Consider the following 18,568-nt stretch of genomic DNA (forward strand, 5'->3'; position numbering starts at 1 on the left):
CCTGAAAAAGCGCCCGGCGGTAGGATGATTTTGCTGACGCTTGCGGGTGAGATAGCGTGAATGAATCACTCTGTCCCATGTCTTATAAGGAGGCGCCATGAACCTCAGACAACAGCAGCAGCAAGCGTTTGACCGCAGCGGTCAGCCGCTTATCGTCGGCGACGTCAACCACTGTCCACTGCCGCCGGAGACCCTCGCCGCGCTGGGTCCGGATTCCCCCTATGTGGTGCAGGTATACGGTTCGGGTCTGACCGGCGAGGTTTACCGGCTGCGCATCGCCGGCAAGGAGTATAATTTAAAGAAACGACGTGCCGTCGCCGGCGTTGCCAACCTTAACGGCCAGCTGTCGTTTTTGAATGAGGTACAGCGCCGGCAGGCGTTGCAACGGCTGAAGGATGACCCGAATACCGCACCGCGCTTCACCCACATCGTCCCAACGCTGTATGCCGACTATCGCCTCGGCATCCTGCTCTCCCCCTGGATCGATGGCGAGCCGATTCACCAGCTGACCCCGCCGCTGATCGCCCAGCTGTTCACCACGCTGGAAGCCTGCGAGGAGCAGGGGCTGATGGAGTGGGATCTCTGTAGCGGGAACCTGTTGGTGGACCGGGAGGAGCAGCTGTGGCTGTTCGATTTTGGCTATATGTATCCCTTCGACCCGCTGAAAGAATTCAACAGCAACGGTCTGGCCGATCCCCTGTTTCACTTTGTCGAGCGCTTTGAGACCCGCTTCTTTTTTAGCTGGCTGATGACCCGGGTGCCCGATGCCGAACAGCAGCTGGCGCAGTATCGCGAGATGAAGCGGCTGGCCGTCGAAAGCTACCGGCGCAAGCTGGTCTGGCTTCGCGCCCGGCGGGCAGCCCCGCAGGTGCAGGCTCATTTTCAGCAGATAACGACGCGCTGGGAGACGGCGCTGGCTGACCCTGCCGCGCTGCGCCGCTTGTTCGCCCTGGAAGCCTTCCGCTCCCATGTGCTGGATATTGAAGACGACCTGCATGGCCAGTCCTGCACCTTGCTCACCCTGCAACGTATCGACTGGGTGATAGGCCAGCTGGAACAGCATTATCGCTTTATCGCCGACGAAGGCGGCCTGTTTTACGACAACGCTGGGAAATCGCAGCAGGCGCTACTCGGTGACTATGCGCAGAAGCGGCAGCAGGCGCAGCAGTACCTGCTCAATGCCGCCGCGGCAAAGGATTAACGGCGTTCGCGCCCCTGTTTCTGCTTCGCCTGATACATCAGGCGGTCGGCGGTGGCCACCAGCGCGTTGAGACTGGGATGGCTGGCGGGATCGTACTCGACGCAGCCCCAGGAGAACGCCAGCTGCCAGGGGTGAGCCGCCTGTTGATTGAAACGCGCTACGTTGTGGCTGAGCGTCTCCATTGCCGCCGCGGCATCGTGGCGGCTGGTATTGGCGAACAGAATAATAAACTCATCGCCTCCCTGCCTGGCGAGGATATCGGATTCACGGAAGGCGGTTTTCATCAAATCGGCGATGGCGATCAGCGCGCGATCGCCCTCTTCATGCCCCCAGGTATCGTTGATGTGCTTAAAGCGATCGAGGTCGACAAACGCCAGGCTCACCGGCTCATGGCGGCGCTGGGCCGTCAGCAGGGCATACTCGGCCAGGGTGAGGAATCCCCGGCGGTTAAACAGTCCCGTCAGCTCATCGGAGGTTGCCGCATCCAGCACCTTGAACTCATCCTCCACGATCGCCGCCAGATCGCTTAAGATCTGTATTTCATGCGCGGAGAACGAACGCGGCTGATGGTCCATCAGACAAAAAGACCCCACCGTCGCGCCATCCGGCAGCTGAACCGGGTACCCGGCGTAAAAGCGGATAAACGGCGCCTGAATCACCAGCGGATTGTCGTGAAAACGCTCGTCCTGCTGCATGTCGTTAACGATAAGCGGGTCGGTTTGCAAAATGGTATGGGCGCAAAATGAAATATCTCTCGGCACCGTGTCCACATCCAGACCGGCACAGGATTTGATGTGCAGCAGATCTTCCCCTACCAGGCTGATGGAGGCCACCGGCAGGTTATACAGCGAACGGGCAAGCCTGGTCAGGCGATCAAAGCGTTCTTCTTTTCCGCTATTCAACAGCCCGGAAGAGCGAAGCGATTGAAGGCGACGCTGCTCGTCGGGATGAAGTCCGGCTAATTTCATTGTCTCTCTCTTGTCTCTTGCGCAGAATTCCACCGGGATTCCCGCTGGAAACCCGGTGTTTTATCCTGCCAGGGGAAAAATAGTCGTCAGGTATCCCATGAGTTAAGCAGATTTCCCCTGCTCGTCAACCGGCGCGCCCCGGCGACTGGCGGCCAGGGCGCTGGCGGAAGGCCATTGACGGCTTTCCGCCCGGCGAAAGGGAAGATCAGGCGCGGATAAACGCCAGCAGGTCGGCGTTGATGGTATCGGCGTGAGAAGTGTGCATCCCGTGCGGGAAGCCAGGATAAATGATCAGCTGGCTGTTGGGCAGCAGCTGGTCCTGCAGGATAGCGGCATTTTTATAGGGAACGACCTGATCGTCATCCCCCTGCATAACCAGCACCGGCAGCGTAATCGACTTAAGATCTTCGGTCTGGTCGGTTTCTGAAAACGCCTTGATGCCTTCATAATGGGCTTTGGCGCTACCGATCATCCCCTGTCGCCACCAGTTCTGGATCGTCCCCTGCGACACCTCCGCCCCGTCACGATTGAAGCCATAGAACGGGCCAGAGGCGACGTCGAGATAGAACTGGGCGCGGTTAGCCGCCAGCGCTTTGCGGAAACCGTCAAACACCTCGATCGGCGTGCCGCCAGGATTCTGTTCGGTCTTAACCATCAGGGGCGGGACGGCGCTGATGAGCACCGCCTTCGCCACCCGCCCCTGCGGCTGACCGTAGCGGGCCACGTAGCGGGCGACCTGGCCACCGCCGGTAGAGTGTCCAACATGGACCGCATTGTGCAGATCCAGATGCTCCACTACCGCCGAGACGTCTGCCGCATAATGGTCCATATCATGCCCCTCGCTGACCTGATCGGAGCGGCCATGGCCCCGGCGGTCGATAGCGATGACCCGAAAACCTTCGGCAAGGAAAAACAACATCTGGTTATCCCAGTCGTCGGCGCTTAACGGCCAGCCGTGATGGAAAACAATCGGCTGAGCTTCCTTTGGACCCCAGTCTTTGAAGTAAATATTGACGCCGTCTTGGGTGGTGACAAATGCCATGTTACAGACTCCTCTCTCAGGATAACCAGCCTGCAGGCCCGTGCCTGGGCTGAATGCCGACGGCGGCCGGCTGAGATGCCAGCCGCGCAGGAATGTGATGCCAGTAACAGTGTAGAAGAAATTTATCACCCCGCCGGACGACTTATCCCGTCTCGCTTGATCGGCTCGCTCAAGCCCAGCAAGCGCCAGCGGCTACGCCGCACTCTCCTGCTGGCGGATCCGCACAATCAGCGCGCCGAGCAGCGCCCAGTCCAGCAGCACGGCGAAGGCAAAGCACACACCGCCGCGTCCTGCCCCGGCGGTGTGCCAGGTCAGCAGCGTCGCCGCGATGGCGACAGCCACGCTCAGCGCCGTGGCGCCGCTGATGCGGCTACCCGACAGTGCCGCCCGTCCCGCGGCAACGCGCCAGGCGACAGCCGCCCCCGCGCTGCCGAACGTCACGCCGGGGAGCAGCGCCGGCCAGGCCTGGCCGCCATACCACGCCACCAGCGCCAGCAGCCAGCCGGCCGCCGACAGCAGGAAAGCCCAGCGCGTTGCCGCCAGGGGCGCCCGATAGAGCCTGGGCTGCGCGCGCGCGAATCCCCATCCGGCGCCGAAGGCCGCGATCAGGAGCGCCAGCAGACCCAGCGTGCCGCTCGCCCCGATAACGGGAGCCATGATTAACAGCAAGGCCCCGGCGGCGAAGAGCACGCTGAGAGCGATGGCGCGGCCGCGCGGGTCGATGGTTCCCGCCGCGTCCGCGGCGGCATGGTGGTGTAAAACGTGCATATTCAGCTCCTGACACTGTAAACGACATGAAAATAACTCATGCCATCGTCTTTACATGCCCGTAGCCTATCGCCACTATACAGGGACACACAAACGCATAGTTTTCAGCCATAGATGAGAAAAACTCAGCCATGAGAACACCCCGCCTGCCGCCGCTGGGCGCCCTGCGCGCCTTCCACGCCGTCGCCCGCCAGCGTAGTTTTAAACTGGCCGCCGGGGCGCTCGGCGTCAGCGCGACGGCGGTCAGCCATCAGATTAAACTGCTGGAATCGGTCCTGGAGTGCCGGGTCTGCGAGCGCAGCGCGCAGGGCGTCAGCCTGACCGCCGACGGCGAGATCCTCTACGCCGCCACCCAGCGCGCCTTCAGCGCCCTGGAGCAGGCCGTTGTGCAGATAGCCCAGGCCCGCCAGCCGCCATCCTTAACCGTCACCACCACCTCCAATTTTCTCACCCACTGGCTGGTGCCACGGCTGGCGGACTTCACCGCCCGCTTTCCGGCTATCGACCTGCGTCTGCACACCAGCGTCGAACGGGTAGATCTGCATCTGGGCACGGTGGACGCCGCGATTCGCTATCGCGAAACGCCCGAGCCGGATCTGTGCTGTACGCTGCTGCATGAGGATCGCTTTATCGTGGTCGCCAGCCCGACGCTGGCCCTCAGTCGGCCTGACGATCTGGCGCAAGTGACGCTATTTCACGTCGCCAACCGGCACGTACCGGCGGATTCGCCGAGCTGGGAGAACTGGCGTCGCCGCTATGGACCGCCGACGCTGAATATTGACGCGGGGTTAACTTTTAGCGATGAAACCCATGCCCTGCAGGCGGCGGTGGCTGGCCAGGGGGCGGTGATCGCCAGCGAACTGCTGGCGCGGGATCTGCTGCAGCGCGGAGTGTTATCCGCGCCATTCAGCAGCGCGTTACCGGGCGCCAGTTACTACCTGGTCACCACCGAGGCGGCAGCGCAGCGGGGGGATATTATCGCGCTGCGGGAGTGGCTGGTGGGGCAGATGGCCTCGGGCGACAGCGGCCAGCCGGCAGCGGGATAGCGGCCTTACCAGCCGCAAACGTTGGTCTCTTCGTCGGACTCATAGCCGCGGACGATATTGATCAGCTCCTTCACCGCATCGGCCGCGGTGAGCGGGTCGCGCAGCGCCGCCAGCGAGGAAAAGCTTTTATCGACCGAGACGCCGTTATTGTTATTGGTGACCGTCAGCACAAACTCCCCCTCTAAATTGTCGTCCGGCAGATCGCTCAGCAGCCCATTAACGGCCTCCACCGCCTGCTGCGGAATATACAATACCATCGGTTTGAGGAATATTTTTTCTTGTTTCCGCTGAAGGCGGCCATTCTCTACCGCTAAGGTATAACCTTTATTTTCACTGTTCATGCTTTTAGCCCTCGATGAGAATATTCGGATCAACATAGAAGTCGACATTAAATACCGTGTCCTCCGACAGGGCCTCAATGCAGTGCCATTTTTCCGGCGGAAAAACGCCAAACTGGCCGGCTTCAATGGTCAGGGTTTCAACCGGCTCGGGGCTGCTCTCATCGGCATAGCCGAGATAGCGGATCGCCCCCTGCATCACCGACAGCCGGGGATAGACCCCCTGGCGGGTGCCAGCGTCCAGATGGCGGCGCCAGATAGAAGCCGGCGCGGTCTCCTTTGTCCACAGCGGCGTGCTGCGGGTATGAACGTAATGGGTGGGAATAATAATTCGCTGCATGATTGCGCCTCACTTTACCGTCGCACAGGATACGGTCAGAAATAATCGATATGATGCATATCATATACCTCTTTCAAAGGGGAAGGATATTATTTTGCTGGTGAATTTTACCTCTACTCCTTTTTATACCCCTCAGGGATTAACGCTTTGATAAAATAAAAAAGGCGATTACAGTGTCCTGAAATCGCCCCGCAATAATTATGTTAAGCCGTTTACATTTAAATTAGCGCAGCGGACTCGGTTTGCCGATTAAATAGCCCTGCACCAGGTCGCAGCCCAGCGCCTGTAGCGAGGCCAACTGCTCTTCGGTCTCCACGCCTTCAGCCACAATACGCATATGCAGGCTCTTTCCCATGCTGATAATCAGGCGCACGATATCCAGATCGTCTTTTTGCTCCGGAATATTAATAACAAACGAGCGGTCGATTTTGATTTTGTCGAACGGGAAGTAGCTTAAACGTGACAACGAAGAATAGCCGGTACCGAAGTCATCGATGGAGATTTGAATGCCCTGCTCGCGCAGCTGGCTGAGAATTTCCAGCGAACGGGTGTTCTCATTGAACACGTCCGACTCGGTGATCTCCAGATCCAACCGTCGCGGGTCGAGGCCAGTCTGCTGCAATACGCTGATAATGGTGTCGGTCAGCGAGGTGTTCATCAGCTGAATCGGCGAAACGTTGACCGAGACCTTGAGCGGCGTCGCCCAGCTGGCCGCTTCGGCACAGGCGGTTTTCAGCACCCACTCGCCGAGGGCATTGATAAGGCCGATTTTCTCTGCCACCGGGATAAACACCGTCGGCGGCACGGCGCCGCGCACCGGATGGAACCAGCGAACCAGCGCTTCGTAGCCGTAGATTTCGCGCGTGACGGTATCGGCGATCGGCTGGTAGTAGACTTTGAATTCGTCATGGGACAGGGCCTGCAGCAGATCGTCTTCAAACGATTTATTCTCCTGCAGACGCTGCAGCATCCCCGGCCGGAAGATTTGTACATGGCCGCTGCCCTCTTTTTTCGCCTCATACAGCGCGAGGTCGGCGCACTTGTACAGATAATCGGTCCGGCTTTCGCCATCAGAGATCACGATCCCGATGCAGGCGTCGATATTAATCTGCGCATCGTAGATCTGATAGGGCTGGCTGATCTTCTCCCGGATAACATTGGCCCGCTCGAGGGCCATCTCTTCGGTGAGATCGTAAGAGAGCATCGCGAACTCATCGCCGCCGAGGCGATACAGCGTCTCAGAGGTTTTACGGAAAAAAGAGAGGCGGCTGGCCAGATCCTGCAGCAGCTTATCGCCGGCGTCATGGCCGAGGGTATCGTTTACATCCTTAAAGCTGTCGAGGTCAAAAAGCATCACCACGGCGCATCCGTTATAGGGACGCACCTGATTGACGATCTCCTGCAGACGCTGCCAGAAAGAGAGACGGTTTGGCATACCGGTCAGCGAATCATGGTAGGCGTCGTACTGCAGACGACGGTTCTGCACCTGCAGCTTCTCTTTCGAGACCTGCAGATCGTTGGCCAGGGTTTTCATACGAACGTGGGCGCGCCGCAGATTATTATTCTGCCGCAGCATCAGCAGCCCGAGGGTAATACACATGGCGATCAGCAAAATGGAGATCACCGAGTAGATATAATAGAGATGCTGAATTTTATCATGGGTGATATTAACGATATTAATATCTTGCGTCAGCGTGGCGGCCGCCATTGAGGTCAGGGGACCATCCAGCTCGCTTAACACCGGCAGGATCGCTTTAACCTGTGCCGGCGTCATGGTGTCAACTTGTTTATCAAGCAAATGAAGATTGCGGATCAGCGTGGCGACCACCGCCTTCCGCTGTTCGCTTTTATTAATAAAGCGACCCAGATCGCCCTGCTGCAGAAGTTCGATCTGGCTCATCATGATCTCGAGGCGCAGGCGCACCTCATCGTGGTCCGCCCCTTCGGCCCCAATCGCCATGCCCGCCAGACGAGACTCCAGTCGCATATATTCCGATACCATCTGCGACATTGACCACGAGTCCGTATAGCGGGTAAATTTTTGCAACTCACTTTGTCGCTCATGCACCAGATAAGTAATATATCCAGTAACAATAAACAACGACAAAATAATAGCCGTGAGTATTCGATTCAAGATCCAACCCTTACTCTATAATAATCTTAGAAACTTGCCAGGCCGATCGGGAATAATAGATCTGGTTCTGTAATTCAGCACTGCTGTCGTAAGGGTAGACGATAAATAACGGGCCTTTATCCCGAACGCGCATATATTCGCCGTTCATTTTTAACGCCATAATGACCGGGAATTTATAAAAATCGTCCATCGGGATAAGGGTGGTGTAGTCGTTGAGCGCCAGCACGCGGACGGATTGGCCTTTAGCGCCGACTAAATCCATGAGTTTATTAAGGGGAATGCCATCAAAACGGACCTTCCCGGTGTACCAGGGGGTGGTGGTTTCCACCGTCTTCATACCCAGTTTTTCCAGCATCGCGAGATCAAAAACCGCCTTGTCACCGACGTTCGTATTCCCGATTTTCCCGGAAATGGTCAGTACAGGTTTTCCTGTCGGCGCAGGCAGTTTTTCAGCATAAGCAGAAGGCAACATGACAGAACAAAATAAAACTGCAAGAAGTAGACGCATTTAACTCACCATTCCAGAGAAGGAGACATGTTAAGTGTAAACCATTTACGTCAATTCTTAAAAGGTGCTCCTCTTTGTTATCCGTTGATTTAATTAAAAGTATAAGCTGGCTGGCAAATTGCCAGAATGTTTAGTAAAGGGTGTGATTTCGCCCGCCTTTCCGGCCGCTTATTTTTGCACCAGTTCTCCGCTTAGCAGGCAAACTACTTTCCTCCACGGCCGCCGCGCGGTAGTCTCAGAGCAGACGCTACGCGAAAAGCGTCTCATTCCAATAACAACGAATATGTGACTGACAGGACAGGGTATGGATTCAACAATAAGCGTGCAGCCCGACGAGGCGCCGGATTCGCTGCATCGGGCCCGGCGGGCGGCATGGGGCAGCTTTGCCGGCGCCGTGGTCGACTGGTACGATTTTCTTCTCTATGGCATTACCGCCGCGCTGGTGTTCAACCGCGAATTTTTCCCGCAAATCAGCCCGGCGATGGGCACCCTTGCCGCATTTGCCACCTTCGGCGTCGGGTTTCTTTTTCGCCCGCTGGGCGGGATTATCTTTGGCCACTTCGGCGACCGTCTCGGGCGCAAGCGGATGCTGATGATGACCGTCTGGATGATGGGTATCGCCACCGCCTGCATCGGCCTGCTCCCGTCGTTCAGCCAGATCGGCTGGTGGGCGCCGGTGCTGCTGGTATTCCTGCGGGCGGTTCAGGGCTTTGCCGTCGGCGGCGAATGGGGCGGCGCGGCGCTGCTCTCGGTGGAGAACGCTCCGAAGGGAAAAAAAGCCTTTTACAGCAGCGGCGTGCAGGTGGGCTACGGCGTCGGCCTGCTGCTCTCCACCGGGCTGGTATCGCTGATCAGCAGCCTGACCACCGACGAGCAGTTTCTCAGCTGGGGCTGGCGCTTACCCTTCCTGTTCAGCGTGGCGCTGGTCCTGATTGCGCTGTGGATCCGTAACGGTATGGCCGAATCGCAGGAGTTTGAGGCCCAACAGCGCCAGACCAACGCGCCGCAGGTGAAAAAGCGGCTGCCGGTGGTGGAAGCCCTGCTTCGCCATCCCGGGGCGTTTTTACTGATTATTGCCCTGCGGTTGTGCGAACTGCTGACCATGTATATCGTTACCGCCTTCGCCCTCAATTACTCAACGCAAAACCTCGGCCTGCCGCGTGAGCTGTTTCTCAACATCGGCCTGCTGGTGGGCGGCCTCAGCTGTCTGACTATCCCCTGCTTCGCCTGGCTGGCGGACCGTTTTGGCCGTCGGCGGATCTACATTACCGGGACGCTAATCGGCACGCTGAGCGGTTTCCCGTTCTTTATGGCGCTGGAGAGTCAGTCCGTTTTCTGGATCCTGTTCTTCGCCCTGATGCTGGCCAATATCGCTCATGATATGGTGGTCTGCGTCCAGCAGCCGATGTTTACCGAGCTGTTCGGCGCCAGCTATCGCTATAGCGGCGCCGGCGTCGGCTACCAGGTAGCGAGCGTAGTCGGCGGCGGCTTTACGCCGTTTATCGCCGCGGCGCTGGTCACCTTCTCCGGGGGAGCCTGGCACAGCGTGGCCCTCTATCTGACCGCGGGATGCCTGCTGTCAGCACTCACCGCGCTGCTGATGAAAAAACATACCGTCGACTGACCAGCCTTCGGAGGGCGCGACCCGCGCCCTCCGGTAAGGAAAATGCATGTCTTTATTGCCTCTGGCCGACTGCTGGCCACGCCGCTTTACCCCCGCCTCGCTGGCGCTGCAGTTTTGCGAGGACCCCACCCAGGCGGAACAACCGCTGTTTGCCAAAGCCGGCGCCGGCGAGGCCGTCGCCCAGCTCTGGCAGGCGCCGCAGGGATTCGTGGTGCCGGGGAGCTATCGTCAGTTTGCGGACCTGCCGGCGGTCAGCGCGCATTTTGCCGCGCGGGGCTGGCCGGTATGGCTCCGCCGCTCCGGGGGCGGTCTGGTGCCCCAGGGGCCGGGGATTATCAACCTCAGCCTCGCCTGGCCGGTGCAGCAGCCGCTCGGCGAAGCCGCCGAACCCATCTATCACTCGCTGTGCGCTGTGCTTCAGCGCACCCTCGCGCGCTTCGGCGTTGCCAGCCACCCCCGGGCGGTGAGCGGTTCCTTTTGCGATGGCCGGTATAACCTCGCCTGCGGGGAGGGAGAGGCGGCGCGTAAGATTGTCGGTACCGCCCAGTACTGGCGGCCGCTGACGGCGAGCGGCGGCCATGTGGTGCTGGCCCATGCGGTGATCCTTATTGACGCCGACCTTAGCGCGGCGCATCAGGCGGCGAACGCCTTCGAAGCGCAGCTCGGCAGCGGGCGGGTCTACCGCGCCGACAAAACCGTCACCCTGGCGCAGTTGCTTCCCGGCGAGCGCCATCTGCTCCCCCGATTCAGCGAGGCGCTGGCGCGGGAGCTGGACGCGGCTCGCTGAAGGTCGCTTTCAGGTAGCGGCTGAATGTCTCCACCGCGCGCGACACCCGCGGAGCATAGGGCCGGATGACGTACAGCCGATCGGCGAACACTTCCACCGGCTGCCACGCCGGCAGCAGCTCCTGCACCTGCCCGCGGCCGATGGCCTCCCGGGCGCTAAAATCCGGCAGCAGCGCCACCCCCAACCCCGCCAGCACCGCATCGCGCAGCGACTCGCTGTTGTTGGTGGCGAACGGCCCCTGCACGTTGATGGTCACCCGTTCATCGGGCGTCTGGCGGGAGGCAAACGTCCACTGCGGGCGCTGGGGCCCACGGGGGTAGGTCAGGCACTGGTGATGACGCAGATCGTCAGGCGTCTCGGGGCGGCCATGGCGGCGGATATAGTCGGCGGACGCGACGATCAGCGTCGCGGTGTGGCACAGCGGCCAGGCGACGTGGGTGTCCGGGAGCGCCTCGCGCCGACAGTGGCGGATGGCGAGGTCGAACCCTTCGCTGCCGAGAGAGACCAGCCTGTCGGTCACCTCCAGCTGCAGATGCAGCTGGGGATGCTGATGCAAAAAGGGCGCGATCGCCGGCACCAGCTGTTGACGGGAAAAAGCCACCGGCGCGGTCAGGCGCAGCGTCCCCCGCAGCGGCCCGCCCTCATCGCAAGCGCCGGTGAAAATATCCCGCAGCTGGCCAAACGGCTCATTGAGCTCCGCCACCAGCCGCAGCCCGTCGTCGCTGAGGCTGACGCTGCGGGTGGTGCGATGGACCAGTGTTTTACCGGTCACCCGCTCCAGCTCGCTGATTTTCTGGCTGATGGCCGACTTGCTGATCCCCAGCTTTTCCGCGGCCCGGGTATAGCTTTTCTGCTCTTCCAGCACCGTTAGCCAGTAGAGATGGGCCCAGTAACTCTCCGGACGACTCTCGCTCATGTTGATTGTTCACCAGTAAAAACAATGTATTCAACTATAGCGGTTTTTGCCCGCGACGGCATCGGCTAGCATCTTTATCAGACCGCGATTATTGCCTAACGATAAGGAACACCTGCATGCCATTACTGACATTTGATCTGATTGAAGGCCGTACGGAACAGGAGATCAGAACCCTGCTGGATGCCGCTCATCGCGCCGTGCTGCGCGCCTTCGAGGTACCGGAACGCGACCGCTACCAGATTGTTCACGAAAACAAGGCCCATCATATGGTGATTGAAGATACCGGTCTCGGACTGACCCGCACGCGGGATCTGGTGGTGGTGCGGGTCTATACCAGCCCGCGCAGCGACGCGCAGAAGCAGCGCTTCTTCGCCATATTGCAGGAGGAGCTGGCGGAACACTGCGGCCTGAGCGGCGATGATCTGATGGTGTCGATTATCAGCAACCAGAAAGGCGACTGGAGCTTTGGCCGCGGGGTCGCTCAGTATCTTACCGGCGATCTCTAACCCGCGGCCGGGAGAGCGCTGTCAGCGGCGGCCAGCCGCCGCGATGCGCTGGCGCGCCTGCTGTTCGATATTTTCCAGCAGTTCCTGGACATCGTCTTCGTCAATATCGAGGAACTGTCCTTCCAGCAGCGCGGCGTGAATATCTTCCCGGGTAACCGAAATGCCCAGCGGCACCGTCCGGGATTTGACCTCCTCTGCCGCCAGCGGATGGGGGTAGCGGCGGCCAACCAGATTGTTAAACACGATGGCCAGCAGCGCCAGCATCAGGGAGTTGAGCAGCACCGGCGTCAGCACAAAGTGATAGCCTTCGCTGTGCACCCCGGCGCCGCCGAGGATCGCCGTCAGGGCCACCGCGCCGCCGGGAGGATGCAAGCAGCGCAGAAAATACATTCCGGCGATGGCCAGCGCCGCCGCCAGCCCGCAGGCCAGCGCCGGGTCGGGCACCAGCATACCCACCGTGACGCCGATCAGCGCCGACAGCACATTGCCGCCGACAATCGACCACGGCTGCGCCAGCGGACTGCTCGGCACGCCAAACAGGAGTACCGCCGAGGCGCCCATGGGGGCAATAAACCACAGGTTAACTTCGCCCAGCAGCCAGTGGCTGAACATGCTGGTCACCGCCAGGCCGGTGCCGGCGCCGATGGATCCCAGCACAATATGCCGTCGAGCCACCGGCAGCGCATGCGGCTTCAACCGCCCAAGGAAAATCCGCAGCCGTGAAAACAGGCCCGCGGGAATGACACTCAACATCGCTTTATCGCTCAGATCATAGGAATAACTTATATTTTATTTTCTTTTTTTAACCTTTCATTAACAACCCTGTATTTCGCAGGGGATTGCACGGGCGGCGATTTCCAGGCGGCACAGGGCTGTGAATTCTCGCCCGGACTGATAGAATCCCTTTTCTGTCAGGGGGATACCCCTTTGCGAACTGAAGGTCATAACCCAGTGAATAATAAAATCTCTTTAGCGAAAGAAGTGGCATGGGCCAGCCAGAATATGCCGCGTACCCTGCGCCAGGTCGCCGCCCTGCCCGACCTCAGCGGCGTCCGCCTGGCCTGCTGTATGCACCTCGACATGAAAATGATCCCGCTGGTGCAGGGGATCCTCGACAAGGGCGCTCAGGTCTTTTTAACTACCTGTAACCCCACCACCGTGCAGGACGACGTGGTGGCCTGGCTGGAGGAGCGTGGGGCCGAGGCCTGCGCCTGGCGCAATATGAGCGATGCCGACTGGCAACAGTCATGGGAAAAAGCGATCGCCTGGCAGCCGACTCATCTGTGCGAAATGGGAGCCGATATCACCACCCTCCTCCACCAGCGCGGCGAGTTCGGCAACATCGTGGCGGGTCTGGAAGCCACCGGCTCCGGCGTCAATCGGCTGGGGGATATTCAGCCCGGCTATCCGATCTTTAACTGGGACGATCTGCCGGTCAAAGAGGGGCTGCATAACCGCCATATGGTCGGACTCACCGCCTGGCATACCTTCTTCCAGACCACTCATCTCACCCTGCATGAGAAAAAAGTGCTGGTCATCGGCTACGGCCTGGTTGGCCAGGGCGTCGCGGCGGCGGCAAAAGCTTTTGGCGGCCAGGTGATGGTGGCGGAGATCGATCCTGCCCGTCGACTGCAGGCGGCCTATGACGGCTGGCACGTGGTCGATCTCCAGGAGGCTATCGCCTCGGCGGACGTGGTCGCCACGGCGACAGGCGGTAAAAACGTGGTTAATCGCCAGGCGCTGGACCGGGCGAAAGCGGGAGTGTTTATCCTTAACGTCGGCCACGTGGCGGAAGAGATCGACGGCGAATACCTGCGCCAGTATCCTCAGGAAGAGGTGATGCCGTATATCAACGCCTACCGCATGGCTGACAAAACCGTCTACCTGATGGCCAATGGCTCGATGCTCAACCTGACCGCCGGCTTCGGCGACAGCCTGAACGCCTTTGACGTCACCCTGGCGGTGATGGCCAGCGGTATCGGTCATATTGTCAGCGACGGTATGCGCGCCCCGGCGCAGGTTTACCTGCTACCGCAGGCGGTCTGGCAGCAGGCGCTGTAAACCCGGCGCATCGTCGAAACGATGCGCTTTATCATCAGGACGCTGGCGCGCTATCGGGCAGCACAATGTTGCTCTGCGCCAGGGTCCCCATCTGATGGTACATTGCACTGGCGGCATCCAGCAGGTGCATGGCCAGCGCGGCGCCGCTGCCCTCACCCAGGCGCATGTCCATATCGAGATACGGGCGCAGACCCAGCGCGTCGAGGGCGATCCGCGCCCCTTTCTCCGCCGACAGGTGCGAAGGGATAAGATACGGGTGCGCCGCCGGGGCCATGCGGCAGGCCGCCAGAGCCGAAGCGTAGGAGAGGAAACCATCCAGCACCACCGGCAGACCGCAGGAAGCCGCCCCGAGGATCACCCCGCTCATGCCCACCAGATCAAAACCGCCCACCTTCGCCAGCACGTCCAGCCCGTCCGCCGGGTTCGGCTGGTTATAAGCGATCGCCTGGCGCACCACCGCCACCTTATGGCCCCGCTGCGCCAGCGGCAGATTGGCCCCGCAGCCCACCACCGCGTCGGGGTCGCTGCCGGTCAGGACGCTGATCGTCGCTGCCGCCGGGGTGGTATTGGCCATCCCCAGCTCTCCCACGCCAAAGACTTTCACTCCGTCGGCGGCAAGCTGGCGGGTGAAACGCATGCTGGCCAGCAGCACCGTCTCCGCCTGCTGACGGCTCATCGCCGCCGTCCGGGCGATATTCCCGCTACCGCGGGCCACCTTGAGGTTGATCAGGCCCGGCAGCGGCTCGGCGTCGATGCCGACATCCACCACCTCCACTCTCACCCCAGCCTGCGCCGCCAGCACGCAAACCCCGGTGTTGCCCCGCACCATATTGCCGGCATGAATGGCCGTCACCGCCTGCGGCGAAGGGGTCACGCCTTCATGCCAGACGCCGTGGTCGGCGCACATGACCACGATGGCTTTATCGCTCAGCGCCAGCTGCCCCTGCAGCCCCGGCAGACCGGCCAGCTGCACCGCCAGGCTCTCCAGACGGCCAAGGCTGCCGGGCGGCTTTAACAGGCCGTCAATATGCTGCTGCGCGCGCGCCATGCCCGCCACATCGGGCTGCGGAATGGCAGCCAGTAACGCCGAAAGTGTTTCCATTCTGTTCCTCACCGTGGATACCAGGCCTTACAGTAGCGCCAGTAAAAAGAATACTTCGCCCAGCTCGATCGCCGCTCCGAGGGTATCCCCGGTCTGCCCGCCGAGGGTGCGCTTCAGCGCCCACCCCAGGCCCCCGATCAGCACCAGGGCGATCAGCGCGGCGCGCAGCCCCTGCAGCCCCAGCAGGGCGGTGGCCAGCGCGATCGCTATCGCCAACGTCGTTAGCGTCTGCTGCAGGCTAATTTTGCCAATAAACAGATTGCCCAACCCTTTTTCCCGCGCATAGCGATGGCGATACATCAGCAGTACCGCCATCCCGCGACCGACGGCGCAGGCCGCCGCCAGCGCTGCGATGGGGTTGACATCGCGCAGCAGCAGTTCGCCGACCACCAGCACCTTGGCCACCAGCACAAAAATCAGCGCCAGCCCGCCGTGGGTACCCAGCCGGCTGTCGCGCATGATCTCCAGCATCCGATCGCGGGTGCGGGCGGAGAAGATGCCGTCGCAGGTATCGGCCAGCCCGTCAAGGTGAAATCCGCCGGTGAGCAGCGCCAGCGCCAGCGCGCCGAACAGCGCCGCCAGCGGGACGCCGCACCATGGCTGCAGGAGGTACACCACCGCGCCGGCGATGGCGCCGAGCAGTAAACCGACCAGCGGGAAGGTAACGATACTGCGCTGGTACTGTTCGATCTCCAGGCCCTGGGATAACCGCGCCGGGACCGGCAGACGGCTGATAAACGAGAGTGCAGCAAAGAATGACTTAATCACGTGGGGTTGACTCCTGTCGGCGAAAGCAGCGGAAGAGTTCTGTCGCGCCCGGTCAGCACCTGAGTTTGTCTTCTGGCGAATCGATCGTCGGAGAGGTGAGAGGTGTTGAGATATCGCCCTGACGCCGCTGCGTCAGATGCCCGGCCAGGATGAGAGAAACCTTTCCGATATCAATACGTTTTCGCGGGGCAGTATAGCAAAGAGTCGGTGAGGAGAGGCAGTTGCCGGGACAAAGTTTTCGCAGGAATATGCGTTGAGGAGATGGTAGTGCTGAACAGTCCGGCGACGCTGACCGCCGCCGGACAGCAGGGATTAGCCTTCGACTTTAGCTTCGCCCATCACTTTCAGTTTTTTGGAGATGTCGCGACGCTCTTTGGACAGCTCGGCATTCTTGATGATGTAGTCATCAACGCGGTCTTCGTAATCGCTCTTCATGCTGGCGATGATGCCCTGGATGGCTTCCACGCTCATGCCCGGCTTGATGTAGTCGCTGAGGTTGTCCAGCAGCAGAACGCGCTTCTGGTTATCACGGATCTTTTTCTCAACGTCCTGAATTTCACGCTGCAGTTTGTTCTTACGACGGTACAGACGAACAAACTCCAGTACGTCCTGGAAAGAAGGCTTAGTTGTTTCCATTTTTACACCCCTAATAATTGAGATTCGGATTCGTAAAGCGACTGCGTTATAGGGCTAACATAACTGCTAGCAGTCGCTGATGACAATGTTTTTTCCTTTGCGTTTATCATAACCCTAAACGCTGCTGAATCGAAACAACCCATGCAGTTACCCGGCGCATCTGGTGATTATTTGCGCAATGCGCGGCAGATCAGATGCGACAGCAGCTCCAGCTGGCGTGCCAGTTCAATAGAGAGCCAAACATAGCCATGGATCGGGGTTTCCGCCAGGCTGTCGTCCCCCTGCTCTTTCATCAGCTGGCGCAGTTCGAGGACAATCTCGTTCAGCTTTTCATTGTTGGCGCGCACAGGCTGAGGGTTTCCTTCGTACAGCGCGTGGGCGATGGCCAACAGCGTCTGCTGGGTCATCTGCTGCGTCTCGCGCAGGGTGTGCGCATTGAGCATCACGAAGTGACCCGGACGGGTTGCCCACCAGGCGTTGATCTGCAGCTCCAGCATGCACACGAGGTTGCGGCTGACGGTCTGGATAGCCTCGAAGATCGCCTTCTGGATATGCGTCTCTTTGCTGGCGGGAGTGATCAGCCCGCGCATTTTGACGACGTCGTTGAGCGCCTGCTGAAGATGTTTTTCCAGCCGCGGCCGATCCACCAGATTTGGCGAGAAGCCGGCCTGGTAGAGGCGGTTGAAGTTGGTGACGTAGCTGGCCATCTGGATACGCCAGTGGATAAACGCCCGCTGCGGCCAGATACCGGTAAACAACATTGCCAGCAGCGAGCCGAAGATCACGTCGCCGCTTCGCCACAGCGCGGTATGCATATCGCCGGGCGGCGCCCCGACCACCACCGACAGGGTAATGCCGATCAGCAGCGCCTGATAGGGTTTCTTGCCCAGCGCCAGCCAGCCGCAGAGGAACATTGCCGCCGCGCACCAGAGGACCATCAGCGGCAGGGAGATAAGCTCAAGCTTCAGCGCCACCAGCCCCAGCGCCGAGCCGAGGATCGTGCCGCCGATGCGCTGAAACGCCCGCGGCACGACGTTGCCCCAGAAGGAGATCGGCCCCATCACCACCACCAGGGTAATAAGAGGCCAAGTCCCCTCGGGCACGTTCAGCAGCCGCACCAGCAAAAAGGTGAGCACAAAGGCCAGCGCAATCCGCACACCATGCACCACCCGATAATGGCGATACAAGCGGATCTCAAATGGCTTGAGTGATTTATCAGCGCGCACAACCCTCTCCGGCAAAACGAAAAGGCCAATTGTAACTGCTTTTTCGCCCGGAGCATGCCGGGAATGTAAAAATCCTTGTCCGGAACAGGGGTAAACCGCTACGACGCAACGCGCTCAACGGGGACATACATGTCGATATCCCAGTAGCCGTCATGGTTGCCATCGTTGAGATAGATCTCAAAACAGGGCCTGGGGGCCACGCGATGCGTTGTGCTCTGCAGCAGACTGTCGAAAAACTGCATCCACGGGGTAGCAAAATCGTAATCCACCACTCGCGCGCGGGCGCAGGCGTAATCCCCGCCGGCAATCGCCGCCAGTATCACCCCTTCGCTGTTGGCGGGAATGACGTAATCCTCGTCAACGGCGACCACGGTGGCGCAGCGTAGTTTTTCCGCTGGCACGTCCTCCGGGTTATCGTAGTAGACGGCAAGCCACTCGCGGGCGGGCACCTGATGGTTCTCAACCCACATCATCAGTTGCTCAAACCCCTGCTTGACGGTTTGATCCCAGGGCCCGACCAGATGGAAACCGGCAATGGTTTTCTTGCCGAGGGTGGTGACGCTGTAGTTCATCTTGCCTCCTTCGTGAACATATTAC

The 18,568-nt window shown here is 60.1% G+C and carries 20 protein-coding genes and 1 pseudogene; 7 read left to right on the forward strand and 14 right to left on the reverse strand.

Annotated features, from left to right (window positions below; all coding sequences use genetic code 11):
* The first annotated feature begins 97 nt into the window (after positions 1-97).
* Complete coding sequence (locus tag ACQUTI_RS05240; protein ID WP_017899683.1) at positions 98-1,201, forward strand: AarF/UbiB family protein; 1,104 nt, start codon at positions 98-100, stop codon at positions 1,199-1,201.
* Here ACQUTI_RS05240 and ACQUTI_RS05245 read toward each other — a convergent pair.
* From ACQUTI_RS05245 to ACQUTI_RS05255, 3 genes are all read right to left on the reverse strand, one after another.
* Positions 1,198-2,169 carry a sensor domain-containing diguanylate cyclase gene (locus tag ACQUTI_RS05245; protein ID WP_023318656.1) on the reverse strand — a complete coding sequence of 324 codons (972 nt, stop codon included), beginning with the start codon at positions 2,167-2,169 and terminating at the stop codon, positions 1,198-1,200. The genes ACQUTI_RS05240 and ACQUTI_RS05245 overlap by 4 nt on opposite strands.
* 205 nt (positions 2,170-2,374) lie before the next feature.
* Positions 2,375-3,211, reverse strand: a complete 837-nt coding sequence (locus ACQUTI_RS05250) for an alpha/beta fold hydrolase (RefSeq protein ID WP_004203515.1) — start codon at positions 3,209-3,211, stop codon at positions 2,375-2,377.
* 192 nt (positions 3,212-3,403) lie between these two features.
* Positions 3,404-3,979 carry a hypothetical protein gene (locus ACQUTI_RS05255; RefSeq protein WP_064183792.1) on the reverse strand — a complete coding sequence of 192 codons (576 nt, stop codon included), beginning with the start codon at positions 3,977-3,979 and terminating at the stop codon, positions 3,404-3,406.
* A gap of 131 nt (positions 3,980-4,110) precedes the next feature.
* On the opposite strand from ACQUTI_RS05255, the gene ACQUTI_RS05260 reads away from it, so the two are divergent.
* Positions 4,111-5,025, forward strand: coding sequence for a LysR substrate-binding domain-containing protein (locus ACQUTI_RS05260; RefSeq protein ID WP_049093796.1), 915 nt, complete (start codon positions 4,111-4,113; stop codon positions 5,023-5,025).
* A 5-nt stretch (positions 5,026-5,030) separates the two neighbouring features.
* On the opposite strand, the gene ACQUTI_RS05265 is transcribed toward ACQUTI_RS05260, so the two are convergent.
* Together ACQUTI_RS05265 and ACQUTI_RS05270 are read right to left on the reverse strand one after the other, a co-directional pair.
* Positions 5,031-5,366 (reverse strand): DUF1869 domain-containing protein, encoded by a 336-nt coding sequence (locus tag ACQUTI_RS05265; protein WP_043520610.1) that lies wholly within the window; start codon positions 5,364-5,366, stop codon positions 5,031-5,033.
* A 4-nt stretch (positions 5,367-5,370) separates the two neighbouring features.
* Positions 5,371-5,703, reverse strand: a complete 333-nt coding sequence (locus tag ACQUTI_RS05270; RefSeq protein ID WP_004203524.1) for a DUF1971 domain-containing protein — start codon at positions 5,701-5,703, stop codon at positions 5,371-5,373.
* Here ACQUTI_RS05270 and ACQUTI_RS05275 point away from each other — a divergent pair.
* Positions 5,702-5,956 (forward strand): annotated as a pseudogene (locus tag ACQUTI_RS05275) (hypothetical protein). The gene ACQUTI_RS05270 and the pseudogene ACQUTI_RS05275 overlap by 2 nt on opposite strands.
* Here the strand turns inward: ACQUTI_RS05275 and ACQUTI_RS05280 are convergent.
* Positions 5,927-7,837: a putative bifunctional diguanylate cyclase/phosphodiesterase gene (locus ACQUTI_RS05280; protein WP_017899687.1), complete on the reverse strand. Its 1,911-nt coding sequence runs from the start codon at positions 7,835-7,837 to the stop codon at positions 5,927-5,929. The pseudogene ACQUTI_RS05275 and the gene ACQUTI_RS05280 overlap by 30 nt on opposite strands.
* 10 nt (positions 7,838-7,847) lie before the next feature.
* Positions 7,848-8,345, reverse strand: coding sequence for a molybdopterin-dependent oxidoreductase (locus tag ACQUTI_RS05285; RefSeq protein WP_017899688.1), 498 nt, complete (start codon positions 8,343-8,345; stop codon positions 7,848-7,850).
* A gap of 304 nt (positions 8,346-8,649) precedes the next feature.
* Between ACQUTI_RS05285 and shiA the strand changes: the two genes are divergently transcribed.
* Positions 8,650-9,969, forward strand: a complete 1,320-nt coding sequence (gene shiA / locus ACQUTI_RS05290; protein WP_428923215.1) for a shikimate transporter — start codon at positions 8,650-8,652, stop codon at positions 9,967-9,969.
* A 46-nt stretch (positions 9,970-10,015) separates the two neighbouring features.
* The gene (locus ACQUTI_RS05295; protein ID WP_065696908.1) at positions 10,016-10,756 is read left to right on the forward strand and encodes a lipoyl protein ligase domain-containing protein; all 741 of its coding nucleotides are present in this window, start codon (positions 10,016-10,018) and stop codon (positions 10,754-10,756) included.
* Here the strand turns inward: ACQUTI_RS05295 and ACQUTI_RS05300 are convergent.
* Entirely contained in the window at positions 10,716-11,672 is a 957-nt protein-coding gene (locus ACQUTI_RS05300; RefSeq protein WP_049116300.1) for a LysR family transcriptional regulator, read from the reverse strand. The two genes, ACQUTI_RS05295 and ACQUTI_RS05300, sit on opposite strands and share 41 nt — an antisense overlap.
* Positions 11,673-11,788: 116 nt before the next feature.
* On the opposite strand from ACQUTI_RS05300, the gene ACQUTI_RS05305 reads away from it, so the two are divergent.
* On the forward strand, positions 11,789-12,178 hold the full coding sequence (locus tag ACQUTI_RS05305) for a tautomerase family protein (protein WP_004203532.1): 390 nt from the start codon (positions 11,789-11,791) through the stop codon (positions 12,176-12,178).
* A 21-nt stretch (positions 12,179-12,199) separates the two neighbouring features.
* Here ACQUTI_RS05305 and ACQUTI_RS05310 read toward each other — a convergent pair whose 3' ends face one another.
* Positions 12,200-12,931, reverse strand: coding sequence for an HPP family protein (locus ACQUTI_RS05310; protein ID WP_017899693.1), 732 nt, complete (start codon positions 12,929-12,931; stop codon positions 12,200-12,202).
* Positions 12,932-13,129: 198 nt separating this feature from the next.
* On the opposite strand from ACQUTI_RS05310, the gene ACQUTI_RS05315 reads away from it, so the two are divergent.
* On the forward strand, positions 13,130-14,239 hold the full coding sequence (locus ACQUTI_RS05315) for an adenosylhomocysteinase (protein ID WP_254465435.1): 1,110 nt from the start codon (positions 13,130-13,132) through the stop codon (positions 14,237-14,239).
* Positions 14,240-14,273: 34 nt separating this feature from the next.
* Here ACQUTI_RS05315 and cobT read toward each other — a convergent pair whose 3' ends face one another.
* From cobT to sbmC, 5 genes are all read right to left on the reverse strand, one after another.
* Positions 14,274-15,341 carry a nicotinate-nucleotide--dimethylbenzimidazole phosphoribosyltransferase gene (gene cobT, locus ACQUTI_RS05320; RefSeq protein WP_254465434.1) on the reverse strand — a complete coding sequence of 356 codons (1,068 nt, stop codon included), beginning with the start codon at positions 15,339-15,341 and terminating at the stop codon, positions 14,274-14,276.
* Between the two features lie 27 nt (positions 15,342-15,368).
* Positions 15,369-16,109: an adenosylcobinamide-GDP ribazoletransferase gene (cobS, locus tag ACQUTI_RS05325; protein WP_004203543.1), complete on the reverse strand. Its 741-nt coding sequence runs from the start codon at positions 16,107-16,109 to the stop codon at positions 15,369-15,371.
* A gap of 312 nt (positions 16,110-16,421) precedes the next feature.
* Entirely contained in the window at positions 16,422-16,745 is a 324-nt protein-coding gene (locus ACQUTI_RS05330; protein ID WP_002911883.1) for a DUF496 family protein, read from the reverse strand.
* Positions 16,746-16,912: 167 nt separating this feature from the next.
* The gene (locus ACQUTI_RS05335; RefSeq protein WP_004203544.1) at positions 16,913-17,971 is read right to left on the reverse strand and encodes an FUSC family protein; all 1,059 of its coding nucleotides are present in this window, start codon (positions 17,969-17,971) and stop codon (positions 16,913-16,915) included.
* Positions 17,972-18,069: 98 nt separating this feature from the next.
* Positions 18,070-18,543, reverse strand: coding sequence for a DNA gyrase inhibitor SbmC (gene sbmC / locus ACQUTI_RS05340; protein WP_017899697.1), 474 nt, complete (start codon positions 18,541-18,543; stop codon positions 18,070-18,072).
* Positions 18,544-18,568: the final 25 nt, after the last annotated feature.

Source organism: Klebsiella sp. 7-CIP_Kleb. (genome assembly GCF_050378655.1).
GTDB lineage: Bacteria > Pseudomonadota > Gammaproteobacteria > Enterobacterales > Enterobacteriaceae > Klebsiella > Klebsiella quasipneumoniae.